Here is a 24,567-nt window from a genome sequence, read left to right as displayed (position 1 = left end):
CCCGCGCACGGCCCGGTCCGGTCCCCTCTCGGGGGTCCGGGGCCGGGCCGTCAGCGTTCCTGCGGCGCGCGCCACGCGGCGTCGAGGGCGACCGTCGCGGCCCGTCCGGGCTCCGCGAGCAGCGCCTCGACGACGTACCGGTCGGCCCACCGCCCGGCGGCCTGCGCGAGCCCCGCCGCGAGGCCCTCGAGGTGCACGGCGTGCACGACGGCCACCGCCCCGGTCCCCTCGACCCACCACTCCACGGGCGTGCCGTCGACGAGCAGGTCCTCGTGCTCGACCCACGTCGCCGGCGCGTCCGGCAGCACGGCGAGCACCGCCTCGGGCACGTCGGCCGTCTCCCCGGGGTCGCCGCCGACGAGCCCGTCCGCGAGCTCGTCGACGAGCGGCACGTCGAGCAGGTCGGCCAGGAGGCGCGGGTCGGCGGCGGGGACGATCGCGGCGACGTCCGTCCGCTGGCACCACATGGGGGCACCCGCGACGGCGGCGTCCTCGGCGTGCGTGAGGGCGACCACGCCCGGCCCGACGACCGCGGGCACCAGCTCCGGTGGGTGGTCGGGCGCCATCGCCGCCCACACGGCGACCGCGACGGCGGGCGGGACCGGCGACCCGGCGGGACCCCACCCGGCCAGCAGCGCGCTCCACGCCGGACCGTCGAGCTCGTCGAACGCCGTGACACCACCCAGCGCCCGCTGCACGCCCTCGTCGAGACCCGCGAGCACGTCGGGCACGGGCGGCAGGACCCCGGCGACGGCGGCGCGGATCGCGAACGGCCCCGCGAGCCCGAGGCCCGCACGCTCGCGCAGCCACCACGCCGTGTACGACGGCGCCGTGCCGCCGAGCTCCGCACGCACCGGCTCGACGAGCGCCCGACGCAGCCGTGGCACCGTCGCGAGCCGCTCCAGCACGTCGGGCCAGGCACCGTCGGCGACCGCGTCGAGGTCCGCGACCGCCGTCGCCTCCCCCACGTACGCGCCCGCGCCGAGCCGCTCCGCGAGGTGGGCCAGGTAGTCCTCCCAGCCGTCGAGCGACCGCGCCGCCAGCGCCGCGTCGTCCTGCGCGTCGGGGTCGAGCGCCAGCGGGTCCACGAGCACGTCGTCGACCCGCACCGGCACGAGGTCGGCGCGCACCCCCACCGCCGTGAGCGTCCGCTCGTCCCACCGGTCCAGCGCCGCGAGCGCGACTGGCGCCATCACCCGCTCGTCGAGCAGCCGCGCCGCGACCGACCCCGGCACCACGAGCCCGTCGGCCGGGGTGGGCTCCCCGTCGGCCGCGTCCAGCGTCAGCAGGCCGAGCCAGGGCGGCGGCGGGGTGTCGTCGTCGCGCGTCGTCGCCGCGACCAGCGCGAGGACGGCGTCCGTGACCTCGTCGGCGGCCGCCAGGTCGTCGTCGTCGGCCTGCGTGAGGACCGCCTGCCGCACCGCGGGGTGCGCCAGGACGCCGGCCGCGTCGACGTCCACGGCACCGAGCCGCAGCAGCACCGGGTGCTCCGCCGCGGGGTCGACCACCCGGACCCCCCAGCGGCCCAGCGTCCGCCACACCTCCGGACCGAGCCGCTCCGCGAGGGCCCCCGGCAGCACGAGCGTGCCGCGCGCACCCCGCACGACCCGGCCGTCCGCGAGCGGCACCGGCAGCGCGCCCAGCGCCTCGCGGGCCTGCGGGTCGCCGGCCAGGCCGGTGAGCGCGTCGTACAGGTCGCGCCACTCGCCGTCCACCACGCCCGGCAGGTCCTCGACGACGTCCGCGAGGGACCGCAGCTCGACGCCGACCGTCCGGGCCTGCGCGTCCCGCCCCGGGGGCAGCCGCACCAGGCCGGCCAGCCGGCGACCGAGCGCGGCGAGCGCCCGACCGTCGTGCCCCGCCGGACCGAGCAGGGCGAGCGCGTTGCCCGGCGCGACGAGCACTGCGTCGGGCGCGTCGCCCGCGTCCGCGGGGCGGAGCAGCGGCGTGCGGGTGAGCCGCTCGACGAGACGCCCGCGCAGGTCGCCGTCGAGCACCCCGGCCGCGAACCCGGTCGGGACGAGGGCGAGCGCGTCGCCGCCCGTCGCGGCCACCTCGGTCGCGAGCCGCGCGTAGACGTCGGCGGCGTGGTCGAGCATCGCGTCGGTCAGCGGCCCGCTCGCGACGTGCCGCCGGGTCGGGTCCAGCGGCAGCGTGGCCACGAGCAGCGCGGGGACGCTGCTCGGCTCGTCCGTGGGCGTCGGCGCGTGCACGACGCGCGTCGCGGGGTCGGTGCCGTGCCGCGGCAGCGCCCACGTGACCCGCCAGTCGCGCGCGGCCCGTTCCTCGACGGGCCGGTCGGCGAGCAGGGCGAGCGGCAGCTCACCCTCGTCCGACGCCACGACCCAGCGCTGCTCGACGTCGGCGATCCGCCGCGCGGGTGCGTCGGACGTCAGGTCCTCCACGAGCACCTCGACGAGCGACGGCAGGCCCAGCAGCAGCGGGTCGCCCACGTCGCGGAGCAGCCCCCGGACCTCGTCGGCGGCCACCTCGTCACGCAGCCGCAGCACCACCGCCGTGTCGTACCCCGAGGGCGGCCGGCCGTCGGCGGGCAGCGGCAGCCGCAGCGCGGGCAGCTGGCCGTCGCGGCGCCGCACCTCGTCGGCCAGCGCCGGCAGGTCGGCCGCCGCCTGCGCGAGCAGCTCCGCGGTGTCCGCCACCGAGAACCGCACGCCGCCGCTCGTCGAGAGCACCGACACCTCGTCCGCCACGGCCCGGACGGCCGCGAACCCCACCCCGAACCGTCCGACGCTCCGGTGGCGGCCGTCGGGGCGCTTCGACGACGCCCGCATCGACGCGAGCGACGCGACCCCCTCGGCGTCGAGCGAGTCGCCCGTGTTCGCGGCCACCAGGACCGTCCCGCCGTCCGCGTGCACGAGCCGCAGCAGCAGCCGCCCGGGCACCCCCGTGCGTGCCGCCGCGTCGGCCGCGTTCTGCGCGAGCTCGACGAGCACCCGGTCGCGGTAGTACCCGCGGGCGTGGTCCTCCTCCGTGTTGGCGTCCTCGCGCAGCCGGGCCGGCAGCGCACGCCACGCCCCCAGCACGGCAGCGCGCAGGGCCGCCGTGCCGAAGGCGTCGGAGGTCACCGCTCCGGGTCGGGCTCGGTCGTGGGGACGTCGGCGGGGGTCGCGGCGGGGCCGTCACCGACCGGCACCTCGTCGGCGGGAGCCTCCTCGACGGGAGCCTCCTCGACGGGAGCCCCGTCGACAGGAGCCTCGTCGACAGGAGCCTCGTCGACAGGAGCTGCCTCGACGGGAGCGTCCTCGACCGGAGCGACGTCGAAGAGGGCCTCCTCGACGGGGACCTCCTCGACCGGCTGGTCCTCGATCGGGCCGGCCTCGGCCGAGGGCTCCACGAGCACGAGCTCCTCGACGACCGCGACGTCGATGTCCTGCCCCACGTCGCCGGACCCGACGACGGGGACCTCCTCGACGGGCAGGTCCTCGGCCACGGCAGCGGCAGCCGCCGCCGCACGGTCACGACCCCGCTCGCCGCCACGCTCACCACGCGACGCACCCCGGTCGACGACGTCGACGAGCAGCTCGTCGATCAGCGGCGCGGGCGCCGGCCAGTCGCTGGGCACCGCGCCCGCGTCGGTCTCGGAGTGCGCGCCGCAGCCGTGGTCGAGGCTGACCACGCGGCCGTCGTCGGGCGACCACTCGTTCGCGCAGACCCCGAACACGGTGCCGAGCGACCCCTGCAGCGGCACGAGGAACCCGCACGACCCGCACGCGGCGGACGAGGCGAGCGCACCGGCCGTCGTCGGGCCGTGGGACCCGCGGTACCAGCGCTCGGCGGCCTCGTCTAGGCCCTGCGGGGACAGCACCCGGGCACGCGCGAGCGCGAGCTCGTCGATGGCGACGTCGTCGAGCTCGGGGTCGCCCGTCGGGGTCCAGCCGGGCTCCAGGCGCGGGTCGTCGGGCCGGAACGGCAGGACGTCACCGGGACCGATGTCGCCCGGGCGCAGCCGCTCGGCCCACGGCACCCAGGCCTGACCGAGGATCGCGTCCTCGCCGGGCAGCAGCTCGGCCTCGCACACCGTCGCGGAGCGTCCGCGCGGCACGCGGGCCACCGTGACGGTCCACTCCCAGCCGCGGTAGCCCTTGGCGGTGCAGGCGAACCGGTGCGACACGAGCCGCTCGCCCTCGACCACGAGGCCGAGATGCTCCCCGACGTCCGACGGCTGCTCGGCGATGCCGATCGCGACCTCACGGGCGAGGTCGACGGCCGACCCGAGGACGGCGTCCTTCGTCGCTGCGGCCACGGTCAGGCCTCGAGGTCGTCGGCGACGGCGCGCAGCAGCGTCGCGTACTGGGTGGCCCGGGCCTTCTCGGGGTAGCGGCCGCGGCGCAGGTCGTTGCCGACCTTGTCGAGCACCTTGATGAGGTCCTCGATGATGACCGCCATGTCGTCGGCCGGCTTGCGGGCGGCCTTCGCGACCGACGGCAGCGGGTCGAGGATCTTCACGGACAGCGCCTGCGGGCCGCGGCGACCGTCGGCGACGCCGAAGTCCACCTTGGTGCCCGGCTTCGGGACGACGCCCTCGGGGAGCGCCGACGCGTGCAGGAAGACCTCGCCGCCGTCATCGCCGGCGATGAAACCGAAGCCACGCTCGGTGTCGAACCACTTGACCTTGCCGGTGGGCACGGCAGACCCCTGTCGTGAGAGAAGAAAACAACGTCCTGACCCTCCAGGTTACCGGCCGCACCGCATGCAAACCGCCTCCACCGCCCCCGACACCCCCGCACCACCCCCACGCCTCCACCCCCGCAGCCCTCGCGCCTCCGCCCCCCGCGCCACTGAGAACGTGACTTCGGGGCGAGAACGTCACTGCGAAGTCACGTTCTCGCCCCGAAGTCACGTTCTCGGCGGTGGTGCCGTGGTGGGCGCACGGGCGGGAGGGCGACGCACGGGCGGCGGGTTGGCGTGGTGCGCCGGGACCCGGCGCAGCCGACCCACGTATCGTGGTGCGGATGGCCACGTTCACCGGGTACCTGCGTGCGCGCAGCGACGACGAGCTCGTCGCCCTGCTGCGGCTGCGCCCGGACCTGGCGGCCCCGTCGCCGTCCACGCTGTCGTCGCTGGCCGTCCGTGCGACGAGCCGCTCCAGCCTCGACCGGGCGCTCGCGTCCGTCGACGCCGGGGTCCTGCAGGTCCTCGAGGCGGTGGTCGCGCTCGACGAGTCCGGGCAGGTCTCGGCCGCCCAGGTCGTGCGGGCGGTCGCGGGCCACGACGACGCCGCGTCGGTGGCCGCCGTCGAGGCGTCGCTGCGGTCGGCGCAGGAGCGCGCGCTCGTCTTCCCCGAGGACACGGCGCCCGACGCCGCCCTGCACCCGTCGCCGGGGCTGCCCGAGGCCCTCGGCCCGTACCCGGCGGGGCTCGCCCCGGTGGATCATCACCGTGCCGTGCACCCGCCGACCGACCCGGACGTGGTCCGCGCGCTGCTCGACGACGCACCCGCGGGCGCCCGCCAGGTGCTCGACGCGCTCACCTGGGGTCCGCCGGTGGGTCTGTCCCCGTCGCCGGGCAGCCCGAGCGCGACGGCCGTCACCTGGCTGCTCCGGCACGGCCTGCTCGTGCCGGGCGACAACAGGCACGTCCTGCTGCCGCGCGCGGTCGCGCTCACGCTGCGCGGCGGCCGTACGCACCGCCGGCCGGCGACGGCGCCGCCCCTGCCGTCGGACGCGGTCGTCCGGCCGGAGGCGCTCGTGGCCGCCGAGTCCGCCGCCGCCGGGGAGCGGGCCGCCCGGCTGGTCGCCCGGCTGACGCGGTCGTGGGAGCAGTCACCGCCGCCCGTCCTGCGCGCCGGGGGGCTGGGCGTCCGGGAGCTCAAGCGGACCGCGTCGCTGCTCGAGCTCGACGAGGGCGAGGCGGCGTTCGTCGTCGAGCTCGCGGGGGCCGCGGGGTTCGTCGCCGACGACGGCGAGGAGGTCCCGTCGTTCGTCCCGACGGTCGCGGTCGACGACTGGTGGGGCCAGGACGTGGCCGAGCGCTGGGCGGCGCTCGCCCGCACGTGGCTGACGTCGCCGCGCGCGGCGTGGCTGGTGGGCACGCGCGACGAGCGCAGCGCCCTGCGGGCCGCGCTCGACCCGGAGCTCGTCCGGGCGTGGGCTCCGCGGCTGCGGGCGACGGTGCTCGGCACGCTCGCGGACGCGGGCCGCGGCGTCGTGCTGACCGCGCCGCAGGTGCTCGAGGTGCTGCGGTGGCGCACGCCCCGGTCGGTGCCGCCGACGAGCGCGGTGGAGGCCGTGCTGCTCGAGGCGGGACGGCTCGGTGTGCTGGGCGCGGGTGCGCTGTCGGACGCGGGCCGGGCCCTGGTCGCGGGCGACGACGCCGCCGCCGCGCTGGCCGCGGCCCTGCCGGCCGCCGTCGACGAGGTGCTGCTGCAGGGCGACCTCACGGGCATCGTGCCGGGGCGCCCGTCGGCCGCGCTCGAGGACCTGCTCGACCGCACCGCGCGCGTCGAGTCCAGGGGCGGCGCGGTGACCGTGCGGTTCACGGCCGACTCGGTGCGCGCGGCGCTCGACGCGGGGGCCACGGCCGACGCCCTGCTCGCCGAGCTCGCGTCCCACGCCCGCGGCCCGGTCCCCCAGCCGCTCGACTACCTGGTCCGGGACGCGGCACGCCGGCACGGCCGGCTCCGTGCGGGTGCGGCAGCGAGCTACCTGCGGGCCGACGACCCCGCGCTGCTGGCGGGGCTCGTCGACGACCCCCGGTTCGCCGACCTCGGGCTGGTGGCGCTCGCGCCGACCGTCCTGGTCGCCCAGGGGTCGACCCGCGAGCTCGTCGAGGCGCTGCGGGAGGCCGGGCTGGCCCCGGTCGCGGAGGGGCCGGACGGGCAGGTGCTGCACCTGACGCCCGAGGTGCGGCGGGTCGGCCGGCGCGGTGCCGCGGCGGCGCGACGCAGGGCCGCCGACGCCGCGGCCGTCGTCGGCCCGCAGGAGGCGCTGCCCGCGGACCGGCTGCAGGCGCTCGTCCCCCGGCTGCGACGCGCCGACGAGGACCGCAGCGCGCCGGCGCCGACCCCCGTGACACCCGGCCGGCAGGCGAAGGCCACGACCGCCGGAACAGCGGACCCCGCCGGCGCGTTGGTGCTGCTGCGCGAGGCCGCCGCCGAACGCGCACCCGTGTGGGTGGAGCTCGTCGGCCCCCAGGGCCTCACCGAGAAGCGGCTGCTGCGCCCCGTCCTCGTCGAGGGCGGTCGCGTGCGCGCCGTCGACCCCGCCCGCGAGGCGGAGCTGACCATCGCGGTGCACCGCATCGCGTCGGTCACGAGAGAAGAGGAGAGCCCGTGACGAACGGCCCGTTGATCGTGCAGAGCGACAAGACGCTGCTGCTCGAGGTGGACCACGACCAGGCCGAGGCCTGCCGCCGGGCCATCGCGCCGTTCGCCGAGCTCGAGCGGGCCCCGGAGCACGTGCACACGTACCGGCTCACGCCGCTGGGCCTGTGGAACGCCCGCGCGGCCGGTCACGACGCCGAGCAGGTCGTCGACGTGCTGCTCGAGTACTCGCGCTACCCCGTGCCGCACGCGCTGCTGGTCGACGTCGCCGACACGATGTCCCGGTACGGGCGCCTGCAGCTGATCCAGGACCCGGTGCACGGGCTCGTCCTGCACTCGCTCGACCCGGCGGTGCTGGCCGAGGTGATCCGGTCCCGCCGGACCGCCGGGCTGCTGGGCACCCAGCTGGACGACACCGACGTCATCGTCCACCCGTCCGAGCGGGGCCACCTCAAGCAGGTGCTGCTCAAGCTCGGCTGGCCCGCCGAGGACCTCGCCGGGTACGTCGACGGCGAGGCGCACGCGATCGCCCTGGAGCAGGACGGCTGGCACCTGCGGCCGTACCAGCAGCAGGCCGTCGACGGGTTCTGGCACGGCGGGTCCGGGGTCGTGGTGCTCCCGTGCGGGGCGGGCAAGACGATCGTCGGGGCCGCGTCGATGGCCCGCTCGTCGACGACCACGCTCATCCTCGTGACGAACACGGTCAGCGCCCGGCAGTGGCGCGACGAGCTCGTCAAGCGCACGACGCTGACCGAGGACGAGATCGGCGAGTACTCCGGCGCCCGCAAGGAGATCCGCCCGGTCACCATCGCGACCTACCAGGTGCTCACGACGAGGCGGAAGGGCGTCTACACGCACCTCGAGCTGCTCGACGCCCGCGACTGGGGCCTCGTCGTGTACGACGAGGTGCACCTGCTGCCCGCCCCGATCTTCCGCATGACCGCCGACCTGCAGGCGCGTCGCCGCCTCGGCCTCACCGCGACGCTCGTGCGGGAGGACGGCCGCGAGGACGAGGTGTTCAGCCTCATCGGCCCCAAGCGGTTCGACGCGCCGTGGAAGGACATCGAGGCGCAGGGCTACATCGCCCCCGCGGACTGCGTCGAGGTCCGCCTCACGCTGCCCGACGCCGAGCGCATGGCCTACGCGACGGCCGAGCCGGAGGACAAGTACCGGCTCGCCGCGACGGCCCGGGGCAAGAACAAGGTCGTCGAGCACCTCGTCGCGCAGCACACCGACGACCAGGTGCTCGTCATCGGCCAGTACCTCGACCAGCTCCACGAGCTCGCCGAGCACCTCGACGCCGACCTCATCACCGGCGAGACGCGGGTCAGCGAGCGGCAGCGGCTGTTCGACGCGTTCCGCAACGGCGAGATCCACAAGCTCGTCGTGTCGAAGGTCGCGAACTTCTCGATCGACCTGCCCGAGGCGTCCGTCGCCATCCAGGTGTCGGGGTCGTTCGGGTCCCGCCAGGAGGAGGCGCAGCGGCTCGGCCGGATCATGCGCCCCAAGTCCGACGGGAAGACGGCGCACTTCTACACGGTCGTCGCGCGCGACACCGTCGACCAGGACTTCGCCGCCCACCGGCAACGGTTCCTCGCCGAGCAGGGGTACGCGTACACGATCGTCGACGCGGAGGACCTGCTCGCCGATCGCGGCGAGCTCGAACGCGACTGACGCCCGACCCTGGCACCGGCGAACCGCCCACGCCGGGCGCGGGCGCGTGGAAGGCTCGCCCGGTGAACTCCGCCCCCGGCGCGCACCCGACGCGCACCCCACGTCCTGCTGTCGCCGCCCTGGGCGTCGGTGCCGTGCTCGTCCTCGCCGCCTGCGGCTCGCAGCCGGTCGCGGAGCCGCCCGCCGCGACCCCCGCACCCGTCGTCGCACCGTCCGGCACAGGGGCGAGCCCCGAGCCGGACGCGTTCGTGGCGCTGACGGACGAGTCGGCGGCGGCCGAGTACCGCGCCGCCGTCGACGCGATCGAGCTGCCGCTGCCCGACGGCCTCGACTACCCGGCCGCCCTGCCCGCCGCCTTCCTCCCGACGGACGGCGTGGTCGAGCAGGGTGCCGGCCGCAACGTCGCGAACTTCACGTGGCTGTGCGCGTGGGAGGACGAGTACCTCACGGCGGAGTCGTCAGACGATGCGCGGAGGGTCGCGCACGCGGCCGAGATGCTCGAGGCGTGGGCGACCGGCCCGTTCTACACGCAGGTGATGTCCGATCCGGACCACGGCTGGGTGTCGAACGTGCTCGTCCCGATGCGGCAGGGCGACTCGTCCGGCATCGAGGCCGACCACCAGCAGCTCTGCCGTGAGTTCCCGACGGTCGCCGGCACCGGGAGCCGCTGACGGCACGACCGGGAACCGGCTGGTGACATCCGTCGTTGCGACCGGTACAGCCCTCCGGAAGGATCATCGGGTGCTCCCCCGTCGTCGTGCGTCACTGCTCCTCGTCCCTGCCCTCCTGGGCCTGTTCCTGCTGGTGGGAGGTGCACCGGCGTCGGCGGCCGAGCCGCAGTCGCTGACCGGTGAGATCACCGACCAGGTGGGTGCCCTCGACGGGCAGGAGGGCGAGGTCCAGGCGGCCCTCGACAAGCTCGCCGCGGACACGCCGTACCAGCTGTACGTCGTCTACGTGTCGGACTTCGGCGGCGCTGACCCGAAGGCGTGGGCGCGCGAGACCGCGACGCAGTCGGGCCTCGGGAGCGGGGACTTCGTCCTGGCGGTCGCCACCGACGCGCGCCGGTATGCGCTCGTCCCGGAATCCACCGGCGACCTGTCGAGCAGCCAGGTCCAGAAGGCCGCAGACGCCACGGAGGACAAGCTCCGCGACGACGACTGGGCCGGCGCCGCGATCACGGCGGCGGACACGTTGCGCGAGCAGGCGACCGGCGGCGGCTCGTCGGGCGCCTTCGGGTTCGGCGGCGTGCTCGTCGTCGGCCTGCTGGTGATCGGCGGGTTCGTGCTGTTCGGGTGGCTGCGGGGCCGCTCGCGCCGGCAGCAGGTCGCCGCCGCGCCCCAGGCCGAGCCCGCCGACGAGCTCGCGATGCTCCCGACGGCCGAGCTGGACCGCCGCTCGTCGACCGCCCTCGTCGCCATCGACGACGCGCTGCGCACGTCCGAGCAGGAGCTCGGCTTCGCGCAGGCGCAGTTCGGCCCGAGCGCGACGAAGGAGTTCGAGGAGGTGCTCGCGGGCGCCAAGCAGCGCGTCACGGAGGCGTTCCGCCTGCGCCAGACGCTCGACGACGACGTGCCCGACTCCGAGCCGCAGGTCCGGGAGACGGCGACGCGCATCCTGCGGCAGTGCCAGCAGGTCGCCGCCGACCTGGAGGCGCAGAAGGCGGGCTTCGACCACCTGCGCGACCTGGAGGCGGGGGTGGACGCGGCCCTCACCACCCACGAGCGGACCGTCGCGGACCTGCAGGCCCGCATCGAGCCGGCGCGGGCCGTGCTCACGGCGCTCGCGGCGCAGTACCCGGCGAGCGCGCTCGCGTCGGTGCAGCACAACCCCGAGCAGGCGCGCCTGCTGCTCGACGAGATCTCGGCCACGATCCTCAAGGGCCGCGACGCGTGCGCCCGGGACGAGCGCCGCATCGCGGTCGGCTACGCGCGAGCCACCGAGGAGGCGCTCGGCCAGGTCACCACGTTGCTCGACGCCGTGGACCGGGCCGGTGCGGACCTCGCGACGATCGGCCCGCGCCTCGACGCCGCGGTCGCGTCGATCTCGTCGGACCTCGCCGACGTCCGTCGCCTCGCGGCGGGCAACCAGGACGTCGCAGGACCGGCGGCCACGGCGACAGCCGCGATCGAGACCGCCCGGACCGCCCGCGGCGGCACCGGCGACCCGCTCGCGGCCCTGCGGACCATCACCGACGCCGAGGCCGCGCTCGACGCCGCCCTCGCCCCGATGCGCGAGGCCGACGAGCGTGCGCGCCGGGCCCTCGGGCTGCTCGACGACCTCATCGGCCGCCTCGACTCCACGCTGCGCGCGACCAGCGACTTCGTCGCGACCCGCCGCGGCGCGATCGGCCCGGAGGCCCGCACCCGGCTCGCGGAGGCCGAACGGCTGCGCAGCCAGGCCCTCGACCAGCGCGGCCACGACCCGGAGCGCGCCCTCGAGTCGGGCCGACGGGCGCAGGAGCTCGCCGTCGAGGCGCAGCAGCTCGCGCAGGCGGACGTCGACCACCAGCAGGACTTCGCCGGGGTCGGCGGGCGGCAGGGCGGAGGCTTCAACAACGTGGGCGGGATGGTGCTCGGCGGCATCCTGCTCGACTCGATCCTGCGCGGGGGCGGCGGGTTCGGCGGCGGGCACCACGGCGGCGGCTGGAGCGACGGCGGCGGTGGCGGCTGGGGCGGCGGAGGCGGCGACGGCGGGGGCGGCGGCTTCGGGGACGGCGGGTTCGGCGGCGGGTTCTGACCGACGCCGCACGACGACTGGTAGAGACAGCACGGACGAGCACTGACGACGAGAGGCACGGCACGATGACCGAGAAGCAGAGCATCTTCGGCCGCATCACGCAGCTGACCCGCGCGAACATCAACGCGCTGATCGACCAGGCGGAGGACCCGCAGAAGATGCTGGACCAGCTGGTCCGCGACTACACGAACTCGATCGCGGAGGCCGAGAAGGCCATCGCGCAGACCATCGGCAACCTGCGGCTCGCCGAGCAGGACTACAACGAGGACGTCCGGGCCGCACGCGAGTGGGGTCAGAAGGCGCTCGCCGCGTCGACGGCCGCCGACCAGGCCCGCGCGGCGGGCGACGCGGTCAAGGCGGACCGCTTCGACAACCTTGCGAAGGTCGCGCTCGGCAAGCAGATCACCGCCGAGGGCGAGGTCCGGGACGCCGAGCCCCTCATCGCGTCGCAGCGCGAGACCGTCGAGAAGCTCAAGACGGGCCTGGCGCAGATGAAGGACAAGCTCGGCCAGCTCAAGTCCCGCCGGGACACGCTCGTCGCCCGGCAGAAGTCGGCGCAGGCGCAGCAGACGGTGCAGACGGCGATCAGCTCGATCAACGTGCTGGACCCGACGAGCGAGATCGCCCGCTTCGAGGAGAAGGTGCGCCGCGAGGAGGCCCTCACGATGGGTCAGGCGGAGCTCGCCTCGTCGTCGCTCGACGCCCAGTTCGCGGAGCTCGAGCAGTCGGGCGAGCAGCTCGAGATCGAGGCCCGGCTGCTGGCCCTGAAGTCGGGCAGCGCCCCGACCCAGCTCGGCACGACCCCGGTGACGGCCCAGATCGAGGCCCCGCAGGACGCTCCCCGCGACGCCTGACGCGTCGACGGACGAACGACGGCCGGCGTCCCGCTCGGGGGCGCCGGCCGTCGTCGTCCGTCCGGAGGTCGGGTCAGGCGGGGGTGCGCTCCGCCGCGCGCGCGACGACGATGCCCGCGAACGCGCGGGCCAGCACGCGGCCGGCCCCCGCGACGACCTCGTCGTGCTCGGCCGCGGCGGCGTCGACCGCCGCGGTGTCGACGTCGTCGTGCAGGGACGCCCACGCGTGCAGGGTGGCGGGCGACGCCTCGGGGTGGAACTGCAGGCCCCACGCCGAGCCGACGCGGAACGCCTGGTACGGGTAGGCGCGCGAGTGCGCGAGCCACTTGGCGGCGCGCGGCAGGTCGACGATGGCGTCGGCGTGCATGCTCGGCATCCGGGTGGTGCGGCGGTCCTCGGGGAGGTCCGCGTCGACGAGCCCGCCGACGAGCTCGTCGTGCAGCGCCTCGGGCCGCCAGTGCACGCCGATGACGCCGGACTCGCGCCCGGGAGGGGCGGCGACGTGCACGCGCCCGCCGGTCGCGACGGCGAGGAGCTGGGCGCCCAGGCAGAGGCCGAGCGTGGGCACGCCGGCGGCGACGGCGTCGGCGAGCAGGGCGCGCGTCTCGGCGATGCCGGGCTCGTCGGACGTCGCGGACATCTGCCCGCCGAGCACGAGGAGGCCGTCGAGCGCGTCCGCGGGGCCGGCGCTCTCGCCGAGGTCGGCGCGCACGGGCCGCACACGGACGCCGTCGAGCCAGTCCGCAAAGCGGTCGAGCGACACACCGTCGTCGAGCTGGACGACGGTCAGCACGGGGGTGGTTGCATCGGTCACGAGGCAGCACCGTACCGGGTTGGACGCCCGCTCAGAACCGCCTCAATACCCTGGACCGGACAGCCGCGGGGTGATCTCAGTCGCCCACGAACGCGACGACCCGCTTGATCGTCTCCTCGTCGCGCAGGATCCGCCGGTGCCCGAGGCCGTCGCTGACGACGAGCTCGGCGCCCGGCCAGCTGCGGGCGATGCGGGGCCCGTCCTCGTGGTCGGCCTCCTTGTCGTCGCGGTCGCTCAGCACGAGCGCGGGCGGCAGCGGACGCCCGGCGTTGGCGGCCCGCAGCGGCACGTCGAGGGTGGACAGGCCGCGCCCGACGAGCGTCTCCATCCGCACGACGAGGCGGTGCCGGCTGGTGTCACCGAGCCCGAGGGCGGCGGCGAACTCGGTGACGTACGACAAGGGCTGGGCGAGCGGGGTGAGCAGGACGAGCCGCTCGGTGGGCGTGCCGTCGAGGACGGACAGCGCGCTCGCCGCGGCGCCGAGCGAGTGCCCGACGACGGCGCGGACGGGCCCGTGCCCGGAGACCTGCGCGGCGACGACCGTGTCGATCGCGGCCGCCATCTCGGGCAGGGTCGCCTGGCGCCCGCCGAGCGCTCCCGGGCCGGACGCGCCGTGGCTCGGGGCGTCGTAGGCCACGACGCGCAGGCCGGCGGCGACGAGGGGCTCGACGAACGTCGCCGCGAGCTGCGCACGGTGCCCGCCCCAGCCGTGGACGAGGACGACCGTCGGTCCGTCGCCCCACGCCTGCCCGGAGATCTCGGAGCGGCCGAACGGCAGGCTCCAGGTCGTGCCACCGGGGACGGCCTGGCGGCCCTGGGCGTGCGGCGGCCGGCACCACAGGCGCAGCGCGAGGCGGGCGGTCAGGTCGGGCGCCCACGGGTCGACGGCGCGCACGGCGGCGCGCAGGGCGGGTGGGACGCCGAAGCGATAGGTACGAACGGTCGTGCTTTTTTCGGTCGACACGGAGGTCACGGGTGACTCCTTCGGGCTCGGTCGGGCTCAGTCGTCGGGCTGGAGCGAGCGCATCAGCCGCTCGAACGCGAAACGGGTGCGGGTCTCGGCGGCCGGGTCGCGCAGCAGCCGGAACGCGTGGAAGTGCGCGAGCATCAGCCCGTGCAGGTCGTGGGCGAACTGCTCGGGGGCCAGGTCCTCGCGGAACGCCCCCTCCTTGACGCCCGAGCGGTACACCTGGGCGAGCGACTCGACGAGGTCCCAGTGGTCACGGACCACCTGGTCCCGGACCGGCCCCGGCTGGTCGTCGAACTCCGTGGCCGCCGACACGAAGAGGCAGCCGGCGCTGCCGGACGACGACGTCACGAGCCACCGCTCGAACAGCGTGCGGACGCGCGGCTCCCCCCGGGGTGCCGCGAGCGCGGGCCGGATCACCTGGTCGACGAACCGCTCCCGCGCGCTGCCCAGCACCGCGAGCTGCAGCGCCTCCTTGGACCGGAAGTGCGCGTAGAGGCCGCTCTTTGACATCTCCGAGGCCGACGCGAGCGAGCCGATGGTCAGCCCGGCGACGCCGAGCCGCCCGGCGATCTCGACCGCACGGTCGATGACGGCCTGCCGGGTCACCTCGCCCTTGCTCACCCGGCGAAATTAGCACGATCGTGCGGGACGGTCGAGGCGCGCTTCGCAGGTGGCTCCCAGGCGGCACCCAGGGTCCGTGGGCACACTGGACGAATGACGTCCGTCCCCGCCACGCCCGAGGCGCGCCTCCTCGTCGTCGACGACGAGCCGAACATCCGCGAGCTCCTGTCCACGAGCCTGCGCTTCGCGGGGTTCGAGGTGCACGCGGCCGCCGACGGCGGCGCCGCGCTGCGGATGGCGCGAGACGTCGAGCCGGACCTCGTGGTGCTCGACGTGATGCTGCCCGACATGGACGGCTTCACGGTGACCCGCCGCCTGCGCGAGACCGGCCAGCACGTCCCCGTCCTGTTCCTCACCGCGCGCGACGACACCGCCGACAAGGTGCAGGGCCTCACGGTCGGTGGCGACGACTACGTGACGAAGCCGTTCAGCCTCGAAGAGGTCGTCGCCCGGATCCGCGCGATCCTGCGGCGCACCGGTGCAGGCCTCGACGTCGACGCGAGCGTGCTGCGGTACGCCGACCTCGAGCTCGACGAGGACAGCCACGAGGTGACCCGCGCCGGCCAGCCCGTCGACCTGTCCCCCACCGAGTTCAAGCTCCTGCGGTACCTCATGCTCAACCCGGGCCGGGTTCTCTCGAAGTCGCAGATCCTCGACCACGTCTGGCAGTACGACTGGGGCGGCGACGCGAACATCGTCGAGTCCTACATCTCCTACCTGCGCCGCAAGGTGGACCAGCTCGACGACGCCGAGGGCAACCGCCTCAAGCCGCTCATCCACACCAAGCGCGGCGTCGGCTACCTGCTGCGCGAGACGCCGTGACCTCCGTCCCGCCGACCGCGCCACCCGACGCCGTGCCGGCCGCCGCACGCCGGGCGGGCGCCGCTCAGGTCGATCCCGGTGCACCGCCCGTCCCCTCCGGGGCGACGGGGACACCCGGGTCGTCGGCTACGTCGGGAACCGGGTCGACCCCCGCCCGTCTGACGCTGCTCGCGCGCGCCCGGGCACGCTGGTCGGCCGTGCCGCTGCTGCACCGCCTCGTCGGCATCATCACCGTGCTCGTCGGCGCCGGCCTGGTGCTCGCCGGGGTGGCGAGCGCGACGCTCCTCGAGGACACGCTCGTCGGGCAGGTGGACAGCAAGCTCGAGTCCGAGGGCGCGATGCTCGCCCAGCAGCAGGTCGACGCGCTCAACTTCGGCCGCAGCCTGGCTCCCAACGACTACTACGTGCGCGTGCAGGTGCTCGGGATCGAGAGCATCAACCCACCGTCCCGCTCGGCGCGGGTCCGGTACGGCACTCCCGAGGTCCCCGACATCACGGGTACGCAGGCCACCGAGAACCAGGGCGAACCGTTCAGCGTCCACTCGACGAAGTCCGGCTCCCCATGGCGCGCCGTCGCCTACCCGGTGAGCGCCTCCGACGGTTCCGTGGGGTCGGTCGTCGTCGCGCTGCCTCTCGGGGACGTCGAGCGCACGGTCAGCCGGATGGTCACGGCGCTCCTCCTCACCGGGATCGGCATCGTCCTGCTCGGCGCGCTCGCCGGGAGCTGGGCCGTGCGCCGGTCGCTCAAGCCGCTCCGGGAGATCGAGAAGACGGCGGCAGCGATCGCGGCGGGGGACCTGTCGCAGCGCGTGCCGCCCGTCCCGAAGACCACGGAGGTCGGACGCCTCGCCCTGGCGCTCAACGGGATGCTCGCCCAGATCGAGCACGCCTTCGACGCCCGCACGGCGTCGGAGGCCCGGATGCGCCGGTTCGTCGCCGACGCGTCCCACGAGCTGCGCACCCCGCTGGCCACGATCCGCGGGTACGGCGAGCTCTACCGCATGGGCGCGCTCGTCGAGAAGGACCAGGTCGACGACACGATGCGGCGCATCGAGGACTCCGCGACGCGGATGGGCGGCCTCGTCGAGGACCTCCTCGCGCTGGCCCGGCTCGACGAGAACCGTCCGCTGCGCCGAGACCCCGTCGACCTCACCGTCCTGGCCGCGGACGCCGTCAGCGACCTGCACGCCCTGGACCCGACGCGCACGAGCCGGCTCGAGCCGCTGGTCCCGGGCGCGGCGACCGGTCCCGTCACGGTGCTCGGCGAGGAGCCGCGGCTGCGCCAGGTGCTCGCGAACCTGCTCGGGAACGTCGTCCAGCACACCCCCGCGGGCACGCCCGTGGAGATCGCGGTCGGCGTCGTCCCCGGGCCGTCGGGAGTGCCGCTGGGCGTCGTCGAGGTCCGCGACCACGGGCCCGGGATCGACCCCGAGCACGCCGCGCGGGTGTTCGAGCGCTTCTACCGGATCGACGCCTCACGGGGCCGCGACTCCGGTGGGGCGGGCCTCGGCATGGCGATCGTCGCCGCGATCGTCGATGCGCACGGCGGCACGGTGGGCCTCGCGCAGACGCCCGGAGGGGGCACGACGGTCCGCGTCGCGCTGCCTGTGCACATGTCCGGTTCGAGCAACGGGCCCTCCGCCTGAGGGCTACGATGACGCGTCCTAGTCACCGTCGTGAGGCTGTCATCCATGGGCGTCCATGACGCACCACAGTGGTTGTTGTCCGCGTACCAGCGCAGCACGTTGGGCGCCGGTGCCACCGCCGACGTCGAGGAGATCCGCGACGCCGGTCAGGCGTTGATCGACCGGTGGTCGTCCCCCGGCCGGGACTTCCACAACCTGAAGCACCTGGTCGACGTGCTGGTCCGCGTCGACGAGCTCGTCGAGGAGACCCACGAGCCCGACCTGGTGCGGCTCGCCGCCTGGTACCACGGCGCGATCTTCGACTCCGCCGACGCCAAGACCTACGCCAACCGCGGCGGAGAGGACGAGATCGCGAGCGCCCGCCTGGCGTACGACGAGCTCACGAAGCTCGGCGTCCCGGAGCGGCGCGCGCACCGCGTGCACGACCTCGTCGTCGCCCTGGTCCGGCACTCGCCCGACCCGACGGACTTCGACTGCGCCGTGCTGTGCGACGCCGACCTCGCGATGCTCGCCGCCGAGCCGCAGCGCTACAAGGCGTACCTGCACGACGTGCGCGCCGAGTACGCGCACCTCCCCATCGAGGACTACGTCCGCGCCCGGCTGCGCATCCTGCACAAGCTGCTCGCCCGCCCGTCGCTGTTCTCCAGCCCGCTCGGCGCCGCCTGGGAGGAGCCCGCCCGGCAGAACGTGTCGGCGGAGCTGCAGCGGCTCGAGAAGGAGCTCGCGAAGATCGACGCCGAGAAGGGTGCGGCGGCGTCCGCTCCCACCGAGCGCGAGATCAACGGGGCGACCGACAGCGCGACGGCCTCGGCTGCCTCGGCCGCCCTGAGGGACGACACCACCTCCCGCTGAGACGACGGTCCGCGTCAGCGCGATGCGGCACGGGTGCGCCGCGGTGCGCGGGTGCGCCGGTCGTCGCCGTCGAGCCGGTCGTCGCCGAGCCGCCCACAGCCCGCTCGACGAGGCCGGCCCTCCCCCGGTCCGGTCTCGCGTCAGCGCCGCCATGCCCCGCGCCACCTACGTTCGACGAACCACGCGGCGCCACCGATGCGCGCCGCGGACGAGTCACGGAGGTCCCGGCATGACGAGGTTCGAGGTCGACAGCGCCCAGGTTGCCCAGGCCGCCGCGGGGGTGCAGGCGCGCACGGCGTCGATCCGCGCGGAGGTGTCCGCGATGCACCGCCAGCTCGCCGAGCTGCAGGGCACGTGGCGCGGTGGCGCCGCGACGGCGTTCGCCAGGGTGCTCACCGACTGGTCCGCGACCGAGGCGCGCCTGGAGCAGTCACTGGAGTCGATCGGCGCCGCGATGCACGCCGCCGCCCGCACCTACGCGGAGGCCGAGTCGCAGGCGTCGCGGCTGTTCACCGTGTGACGCCCGGCCGACGGGCGATCGTGTCCACGTGACGTCGCTCGTCGACCTGCCGACATACGCTCGGGCGGTGACCGTGCTCGTCGACCCGCCGCTGTGGCCCCGCCACGACCGGTACTGGGCGCACCTCGTGAGCGACGCCTCGCTCGACGAGCTGCACGCGTTCGCCGCCCGGGCCGGTCTGCCGGAGCGGGCGTTCGACCTCGACCACTACGACGTGCCGGACGCCCGGATCGACGAGCTCGTGGCCCTGGGGGCGATCCCGGTCAGCGCGGGCGAGCTGATCCGCCGCCTGCGCGCGTCGGGCCTGCGCGTCCCGGCCCGGGACCGCGAGCGGCGCCACTGAGCTGAGCGGCCCACCCGCGGGCGCGACTGTCACAGGCCGCGGCGCAGCGCCTCCACCCAGCCGCCCGTCGCGGTGATGTCGGTGCCGGCGGCGCCGGCCTCGGCCGTGCAGCCGAAGCCGACGACCCACGTGCCGTCGGACAGCTCGGCTCGGCCGAGGCTCATGGGTGACGGCAGCGCGGCGAGGAACCGGCCGAGCGCACCCGACGAGAGCCGCCACACCTCTCCGGCGATCGGCGCACCCGCCCCCGGGCCGACCCGGACGAGCCCGGGCTTGCGGGGGACGGTGTCGAGCGCGACGAGTCGGTAGGCGTCGGACGTGCGCACGGACGCGACGAACCGGCCGCCGAGGGCGTCGAGCTCCCGGTTGAGGGGCTGGCCGCGCAGGTGCGCGCCGACGACGAGCACGTCGACGCCGCCGTCGACGAGGACGGGCTCGTCCCCGGCCGCCGTGTCACGGTGCCGATCGAGCAGCCGGGCGGCGAGGTCGACGGAGAGCTGGTCGTCGAACGCGCGGGACAGGATCGTCACCCCGAACGGTCCCCCGTCGGCCTCGCCGGCCGGGACGGCGACCGCCGCCATGTCGAGGAGGTTGACGAAGTTCGTGTACGTGCCGAGCCGGCGGTTGATGCCGATGGGGTCGGCCTGGACGTCCGCGATGGTCGGGTGCTCGGTGGTCGTCGGGAGGAGCAGCAGGTCGCAGCCGTCGAGAGCATCGAGCGCGGCGACCCGGGCGGTGTCGAGCCGGGCCCGGTCGGCGACGTAGTCGGCGGCGGTGATCGCGCGGCCGCCGAGGATGATCGACGCGACGGTCGGGTCGGCGTCGGACGGCTCGGCGGCGAGGAAGGTCCCGACGGCCTCGTACCGCTCGGCGAGGATCGCGCCGTCGTACAGGAGTCGCGCGGCGTCGAGCATCGGCGAGACGTCGACGACCCGGACCGAGGCGCCGGTCGCCTCGACGGCGGCCACGGCCGAGGCGAACGCGGCACGCCACCCGGGCGAGAGCGGCGCGAGGTCGGCGACGCGCGGCACGGCGACCACCGGGGCGGCGCGCAGCCCGAGCCGCACGTCGACGGGCCACGACCGGGCACCGTCGCGAGCCATGAGGCGGGTCGCGAGCACGCCGAGGTCGAGCCCACGCGTGAACGTGGTGACGACGTCGTAGGACCGGCACGCGGGCACGACGCCCGTGGTGGGCACGAGACCGACGGTCGTCTTGAGGCCCACCAGACCGCCGAACGCGGCGGGCACCCGGCCGGACCCGGCGGTGTCGGTGCCGAGCCCGATGTCGGCGATGCCGAGCGCGACCGCGACGGCCGACCCGGAGCTGGACCCGCCGGACACCCGGTCGGGCAGGGTCGCGTGCCGGACGGCGCCGTACGGGGAGCGGGTCCCGACGAGCCCGGTGGCGAACTGGTCGAGGTTCGTCTTGCCGAGGACCACGGCACCGGCGTCGACGAGCCGCTGCACGGCGGGCGCGGACGCGGCGGCGGGGCCGGACGCGAACGACGGGCACGCCGCGGTGGTCGGGAGCCCGGCGACGTCGATGTTGTCCTTGACGGCGAGCGTCGCCCCGGCGAGCGGCAGGTCCGCCCCCGCGGCGACGGCGGCGTCGACGAGCGCGGCCGCCTCCAGCGCCTCGGACTCCGGCACGAGCGTGATCCACACCTCGGGCCGGTCCACCTCGGCGATCCGCGCGTACGCGGCGCGCACCCTCTCGACGGCCGTCTCCATGGTGGTCAGCGTCATGCACCCACCGCCACGACCGCGAGAGGCGTGCCGGGGGCGACGTGCTGACCCGGCGCGACGAGCACGCTCGACACGAGCCCGTCCGCGGGTGCGACCACGCCGAGCTCGAGCTTCATGGCCTCGAGGGCGACGAGCAGGTCTCCTTCGTGCACCCGGTCGCCCACCCGTGCCTCGACCCGCCACACGCTGCCGACCATCGGAGCCTCGACGAGAACGCTTCCCTCGGGCACGTCGACCGAGGAGGGCAGGGCGTCTGCGTCGTCGTCCGCCGGGGCGTCGGCCGGACCGGACAGCTCTCCGGCCAGCGCCCACGCGGCACGCTCCTCCGCGAAGGCCGTCGCCTGCCGGGACTGGAACCCGGCGATGTCCCCGGCGTGCTCGGCGAGCAGGGCCAGGTGGTCGCGGTACGAGAACGTGCCGTGCTCGACCTCGACCTCCAGCCGCCCGGCGGCGAACGCCTCCCGCTGCATCAGCAGCTCGGCGGCGTCCACGGGATGCCAGACGATCCGGTCGAAGAACCGCAGCAGCCATGGTCGCCCCGGCTCGAACACCCCGTGCTGCCGGTGCCCGGACCAGATCGGCACGGTGCGGCCGACGAGCTGGTACCCGCCGGGTGAGTCCATGCCGTAGACGCACAGGTACTGGCCGCCGAGGCCCACGGTGTCGGCCGCGGTCCAGGTGCGGGCGGGGTTGTACTTCGTCGTCATGAGCCGGTGCCGGGGGTCGAGCGGGACGGCCAGGGGCGCGCCGAGGTACACGTCGCCGAGGCCGAGGACCAGGTACTCGGCGGTCGTCATGGTCCGCAGCACGTCGTCGGTGGACGGCAGTCCGTTGATGCGCCGGACGAACTCGATGTTCGACGGCAGCCACGGCGCGGACGGCCGCACGCCCGCCTGGTACCGGGCGACGGCCTCGCCGATGACGGGGTCGTCGAACGACAGGGGCAGGTGGATGCGGCGGGACGGGACGACGAGGTCGGCGGTCGCGGGCAGCCCGGCCTCGATCTCGACGAGCACGTCCACGAGCGCCGGAACGGTCAGCAGAGCGGGGTCGACGTGCACGTGCAGCGACCGGACGCCGGGCGTGATGTCGATCAGACCCGGCAGGCCCCGGGCGCGCAGGGCCTCGCCGAGCGCATGCACGCGCATCCGCAGCCCGAGGTCGAGCACCATCGGGCCGTACTCGACGAGGACGTTGTCGTCGGCACCGCGCAGGTAGACGACGTCGGGCCGGTCGTCGTCTCCGGCGACCCGCGCCAGCACCCCGTCGTCGCCGTCCGGCCCGATCGGCAGCGCTGACGGCACCGACGCGAGGGAACGCAGCGCGTCCGACGACCGCAGCGCGTCGGCGGTCGCGGCGGGAACGGGCACGAGACGGACGGTGTCGCCGGGGCGGATCTGGCCCATCTTCCAGCGGTGCCCGACCACGACGGTCACCGGGCAGGCGAACCCGCCGAGGCTCGGCCCGTCGGGCCCGAGCAGGATCGGGGTGTCGCCGGAGACGTTGAGCGCACCCACCGAGTACGGGTTGTCGTGCAGGTTGGACGGGTGCAGGCCCGCCTCGCCGCCGTCCGGCCGGGCCCACTGCGGCTTCGGGCCGGTGAGCCGGATGCCGGTGCGGTTGGCGTGCGTCTGGACCTGCCAGGTCGACGAGTACAGCATCGCCATGTCGTCGTGCGTGAAGTACGTGGGCGCGGGCTGCGGCCCCTCGGCGACGGCGACCTCCCAGTCGTGCACGAGCTCGGGGCGGTCGGCGGACGGCACGATCGACGTCGGCCCGGCGGTCGCCGCACCCGGCACGAGCGTGTCCCCGAGCACGAGCGCCCGCCCGGTGTACCCGCCGAACCCGCCGAGCGAGAACGTCGACGCGGAGCCCAGGTACAGCGGCACGTCGAGCCCGCCCCTGACGAGGACGTACGTGCGCAGCCCGACGTCGTGCGGCGCACCGACGTCGAGGACCCCTCCCGCGGGGACGACGACCGGCTCCCACTGGGGCACGGGCTCACCGTCGACGGTGACGGGCGCGTCGGCCCCGGTCACGCACACGACCGTCTCGTGGCTGAACCGCAGGCGCGGACCGGTGAGCGTGCACTCGAGCCCCGGTGCCCCCTCGGGGTTGCCGAGCGCGCGGTTGCCGAGCCGGAAGGACAGGTCGTCCATCGGCCCGGACGGCGAGATGCCGACGTCCCAGTGCCCGAGCCGCCCGGGCCAGTCCTGGACGGTGGTCATGACGCCGGGCCGGAGCACGTCGACCCACGGCTCGTCGTCGGTGACGCCGGCGAGCGTCCCGGTCGTGTGGGCGGCGTCGCGGACCACGTCGAGGCCGACGACCGTGCGCAGCAGCGGCAGGTTGGTGGCGACGCCCGAGATCCGGGTCCCCGCGAGCGCGGCGGCCGACGACGCGAGCGCCGCGGCGCGGTCGGTGCCGTGCGTGATGACCTTCGCCAGCATCGGGTCGTAGTGGCTGGTGACCTCCTGCCCGGTCTCGGCCCAGGCGTCGACGCGCGCGTCGGGCGGGTAGACGACCTCGGTGAGCAGGCCGGCGCTCGGCCGGTAGTCCTTGCGGGGGTCCTCGGCGTAGACGCGCGCCTCGACGGCGTGCCCGACGACGGGTGGCCCGGAGTCCGGGAGGTCGTCGAGGAACGTCGTGTCCCCCTGGGCGAGGCGGATCATCCACTCGACGAGGTCCACCCCGGTGACGAGCTCGGTGACGGGGTGCTCGACCTGCAGGCGGGTGTTGACCTCGAGGAACGACGCCTCGCCCCGGTCGACGTCGTACACGTACTCGACGGTCCCCGCCGACCGGTACCCGACGGACGCGGTGAGCGCCCGCGCCGACTCGTGCAGCTGCGCGCGGACGTCGTCGGGCAGCGCGGGCGCGGGCGCCTCCTCGACGACCTTCTGGTTGCGCCGCTGCAGCGAGCAGTCCCGGTCCCCCAGGCTCACGACGCGTCCGGCGCCGTCGCCGAACACCTGCACCTCCAGGTGCCGGGCCCGCGCGACGAACCGCTCGAGGAACACCCCGCTGCTGCCGAACGACGCCGCCGCGACCCGCTGCACCTTCTCGTAGGCGGCGACGAGCTCGGCCCGGTCCGCGCACGCCTGCATGCCGATGCCGCCACCGCCCCCGACGGCCTTGAGCATCACCGGGTACCCGACGGCGTCCGCCGCGACGAGCGCCTCCTCGACGGACGCCAGCAGCCCCGACCCGGGGACGAGCGGCACGGACGCCGCGAGCGCCGCCTGCCGTGCCTGGTGCTTGTCGCCGAACACCGACAGGTGCGCGGGCGTCGGCCCGACGAACGCGAGCCCGGCCGCCTCGACGTGTCCCGCGAAGGCCGCGTTCTCCGAGAGGAAGCCGTAGCCCGGGTGGATCGCGCCGGCGCCGGTGGTGGCGGCGGCCTGCAGGACGAGGTCGGCCCGCAGGTAGCTCTCGACCGCGGGTGCGGGGCCGAGCCGGACGGCGACGTCCGCGAGCCGGACGTGCGGGGCGGCCGCGTCGGCGTCCGAGTACACCGCGACCGTCTTGAGGCCCATGGCCCGTGCGGTGCGCAGGATGCGGACGGCGATCTCGCCACGGTTGGCGACGAGCAGGGTGTCGAACACGGCGGTCCCCCGGGGATCGAGTGCGGCACAGGTGTATACACCTCGGTATCCCGCACCGTACGGAGGCCGTGTTTCCC

Annotated in this window: 18 protein-coding genes; 10 read left to right on the top strand and 8 right to left on the bottom strand. The window is 75.6% G+C overall.

From position 1 onward, the window contains the following. Window positions 1-50 precede the first annotated feature (50 nt). The 3 genes from Cch01nite_RS16710 to Cch01nite_RS16700 are packed head-to-tail and all read right to left on the bottom strand — an operon-like array spanning window position 51 to window position 4,647. Window positions 51-3,086, bottom strand: a complete 3,036-nt coding sequence (locus Cch01nite_RS16710) for a sacsin N-terminal ATP-binding-like domain-containing protein (RefSeq protein ID WP_203757518.1) — start codon at window positions 3,084-3,086, stop codon at window positions 51-53. Beyond that, window positions 3,083-4,264, bottom strand: coding sequence for a DUF3027 domain-containing protein (locus Cch01nite_RS16705; protein WP_203757516.1), 1,182 nt, complete (start codon window positions 4,262-4,264; stop codon window positions 3,083-3,085). The genes Cch01nite_RS16710 and Cch01nite_RS16705 overlap by 4 nt, the downstream gene beginning before the upstream one ends. A 2-nt stretch (window positions 4,265-4,266) precedes the next feature. Beyond that, window positions 4,267-4,647, bottom strand: coding sequence for a cold-shock protein (locus Cch01nite_RS16700; RefSeq protein WP_203757514.1), 381 nt, complete (start codon window positions 4,645-4,647; stop codon window positions 4,267-4,269). A gap of 326 nt (window positions 4,648-4,973) precedes the next feature. On the opposite strand from Cch01nite_RS16700, the gene Cch01nite_RS16695 reads away from it, so the two are divergent. The 5 genes from Cch01nite_RS16695 to Cch01nite_RS16675 all read left to right on the top strand — a co-directional run bounded on the left by Cch01nite_RS16695 (window position 4,974) and on the right by Cch01nite_RS16675 (window position 12,549). Further along, window positions 4,974-7,295, top strand: a complete 2,322-nt coding sequence (locus Cch01nite_RS16695; protein WP_203757512.1) for a helicase-associated domain-containing protein — start codon at window positions 4,974-4,976, stop codon at window positions 7,293-7,295. After that, window positions 7,292-8,956, top strand: coding sequence for a DNA repair helicase XPB (locus Cch01nite_RS16690; protein WP_203757510.1), 1,665 nt, complete (start codon window positions 7,292-7,294; stop codon window positions 8,954-8,956). Before Cch01nite_RS16695 ends, Cch01nite_RS16690 begins: the two co-directional genes overlap by 4 nt. A gap of 62 nt (window positions 8,957-9,018) precedes the next feature. After that, on the top strand, window positions 9,019-9,627 hold the full coding sequence (locus Cch01nite_RS16685) for a hypothetical protein (RefSeq protein WP_203757508.1): 609 nt from the start codon (window positions 9,019-9,021) through the stop codon (window positions 9,625-9,627). Between the two features lie 70 nt (window positions 9,628-9,697). Beyond that, window positions 9,698-11,695, top strand: a complete 1,998-nt coding sequence (locus tag Cch01nite_RS22955) for a TPM domain-containing protein (protein WP_203757506.1) — start codon at window positions 9,698-9,700, stop codon at window positions 11,693-11,695. A 65-nt stretch (window positions 11,696-11,760) separates the two neighbouring features. Continuing rightward, window positions 11,761-12,549 carry a PspA/IM30 family protein gene (locus tag Cch01nite_RS16675; RefSeq protein WP_203757505.1) on the top strand — a complete coding sequence of 263 codons (789 nt, stop codon included), beginning with the start codon at window positions 11,761-11,763 and terminating at the stop codon, window positions 12,547-12,549. A 73-nt stretch (window positions 12,550-12,622) separates the two neighbouring features. Here the strand turns inward: Cch01nite_RS16675 and Cch01nite_RS16670 are convergent, their stop codons facing one another. The 3 genes from Cch01nite_RS16670 to Cch01nite_RS16660 form a co-directional block, all read right to left on the bottom strand. Then, complete coding sequence (locus Cch01nite_RS16670) at window positions 12,623-13,363, bottom strand: type 1 glutamine amidotransferase (protein ID WP_203757502.1); 741 nt, start codon at window positions 13,361-13,363, stop codon at window positions 12,623-12,625. Between the two features lie 76 nt (window positions 13,364-13,439). Further along, window positions 13,440-14,336: an alpha/beta fold hydrolase gene (locus Cch01nite_RS16665; protein WP_203757500.1), complete on the bottom strand. Its 897-nt coding sequence runs from the start codon at window positions 14,334-14,336 to the stop codon at window positions 13,440-13,442. Between the two features lie 27 nt (window positions 14,337-14,363). Continuing rightward, a complete protein-coding gene (locus tag Cch01nite_RS16660) occupies window positions 14,364-14,954 on the bottom strand; it encodes a TetR/AcrR family transcriptional regulator (protein ID WP_203757499.1) in 591 nt (196 codons plus the stop codon). Between the two features lie 93 nt (window positions 14,955-15,047). On the opposite strand from Cch01nite_RS16660, the gene Cch01nite_RS16655 reads away from it, so the two are divergent. From Cch01nite_RS16655 to Cch01nite_RS16635, 5 genes are all read left to right on the top strand, one after another. After that, entirely contained in the window at window positions 15,048-15,776 is a 729-nt protein-coding gene (locus tag Cch01nite_RS16655) for a response regulator transcription factor (RefSeq protein ID WP_203757497.1), read from the top strand. A gap of 197 nt (window positions 15,777-15,973) precedes the next feature. Further along, window positions 15,974-17,422: a sensor histidine kinase gene (locus tag Cch01nite_RS16650; RefSeq protein ID WP_239070826.1), complete on the top strand. Its 1,449-nt coding sequence runs from the start codon at window positions 15,974-15,976 to the stop codon at window positions 17,420-17,422. Window positions 17,423-17,467: 45 nt separating this feature from the next. Continuing rightward, a complete protein-coding gene (locus tag Cch01nite_RS16645; RefSeq protein ID WP_239070814.1) occupies window positions 17,468-18,274 on the top strand; it encodes an HD domain-containing protein in 807 nt (268 codons plus the stop codon). 229 nt (window positions 18,275-18,503) lie between these two features. After that, window positions 18,504-18,794, top strand: a complete 291-nt coding sequence (locus Cch01nite_RS16640; protein WP_203757495.1) for a WXG100 family type VII secretion target — start codon at window positions 18,504-18,506, stop codon at window positions 18,792-18,794. A gap of 67 nt (window positions 18,795-18,861) precedes the next feature. Continuing rightward, window positions 18,862-19,137 carry a DUF4031 domain-containing protein gene (locus Cch01nite_RS16635; protein ID WP_203757493.1) on the top strand — a complete coding sequence of 92 codons (276 nt, stop codon included), beginning with the start codon at window positions 18,862-18,864 and terminating at the stop codon, window positions 19,135-19,137. 29 nt (window positions 19,138-19,166) lie between these two features. On the opposite strand, the gene atzF is transcribed toward Cch01nite_RS16635, so the two are convergent. Both atzF and uca read right to left on the bottom strand, forming a co-directional pair. Continuing rightward, window positions 19,167-20,885: an allophanate hydrolase gene (gene atzF / locus Cch01nite_RS16630; RefSeq protein WP_203757491.1), complete on the bottom strand. Its 1,719-nt coding sequence runs from the start codon at window positions 20,883-20,885 to the stop codon at window positions 19,167-19,169. Continuing rightward, window positions 20,882-24,490 (bottom strand): urea carboxylase, encoded by a 3,609-nt coding sequence (uca, locus tag Cch01nite_RS16625; protein ID WP_203757489.1) that lies wholly within the window; start codon window positions 24,488-24,490, stop codon window positions 20,882-20,884. Before uca ends, atzF begins: the two co-directional genes overlap by 4 nt. Window positions 24,491-24,567: the final 77 nt, after the last annotated feature.

The organism is Cellulomonas chitinilytica, assembly GCF_016862675.1.
Classification (GTDB): domain Bacteria; phylum Actinomycetota; class Actinomycetes; order Actinomycetales; family Cellulomonadaceae; genus Cellulomonas; species Cellulomonas chitinilytica.
Note: the sequence above shows the minus strand (reverse complement) of the source record. Positions and strands in the feature narration are given on the sequence as shown.

What these genes read in the sequence shown, in the direction of transcription:
- Cch01nite_RS16640 (WP_203757495.1), top strand. Translation starts at nt 18,504, where the DNA reads ATGACGAGGTTCGAGGTCGACAGCGCCCAGGTTGCCCAGGCCGCCGCG.
- atzF (WP_203757491.1), bottom strand. Translation starts at nt 20,885, where the DNA reads ATGACGCTGACCACCATGGAGACGGCCGTCGAGAGGGTGCGCGCCGCG.
- Cch01nite_RS16675 (WP_203757505.1), top strand. Translation starts at nt 11,761, where the DNA reads ATGACCGAGAAGCAGAGCATCTTCGGCCGCATCACGCAGCTGACCCGC.
- Cch01nite_RS16645 (WP_239070814.1), top strand. Translation starts at nt 17,468, where the DNA reads ATGGGCGTCCATGACGCACCACAGTGGTTGTTGTCCGCGTACCAGCGC.
- Cch01nite_RS16655 (WP_203757497.1), top strand. Translation starts at nt 15,048, where the DNA reads ATGACGTCCGTCCCCGCCACGCCCGAGGCGCGCCTCCTCGTCGTCGAC.
- Cch01nite_RS16695 (WP_203757512.1), top strand. Translation starts at nt 4,974, where the DNA reads ATGGCCACGTTCACCGGGTACCTGCGTGCGCGCAGCGACGACGAGCTC.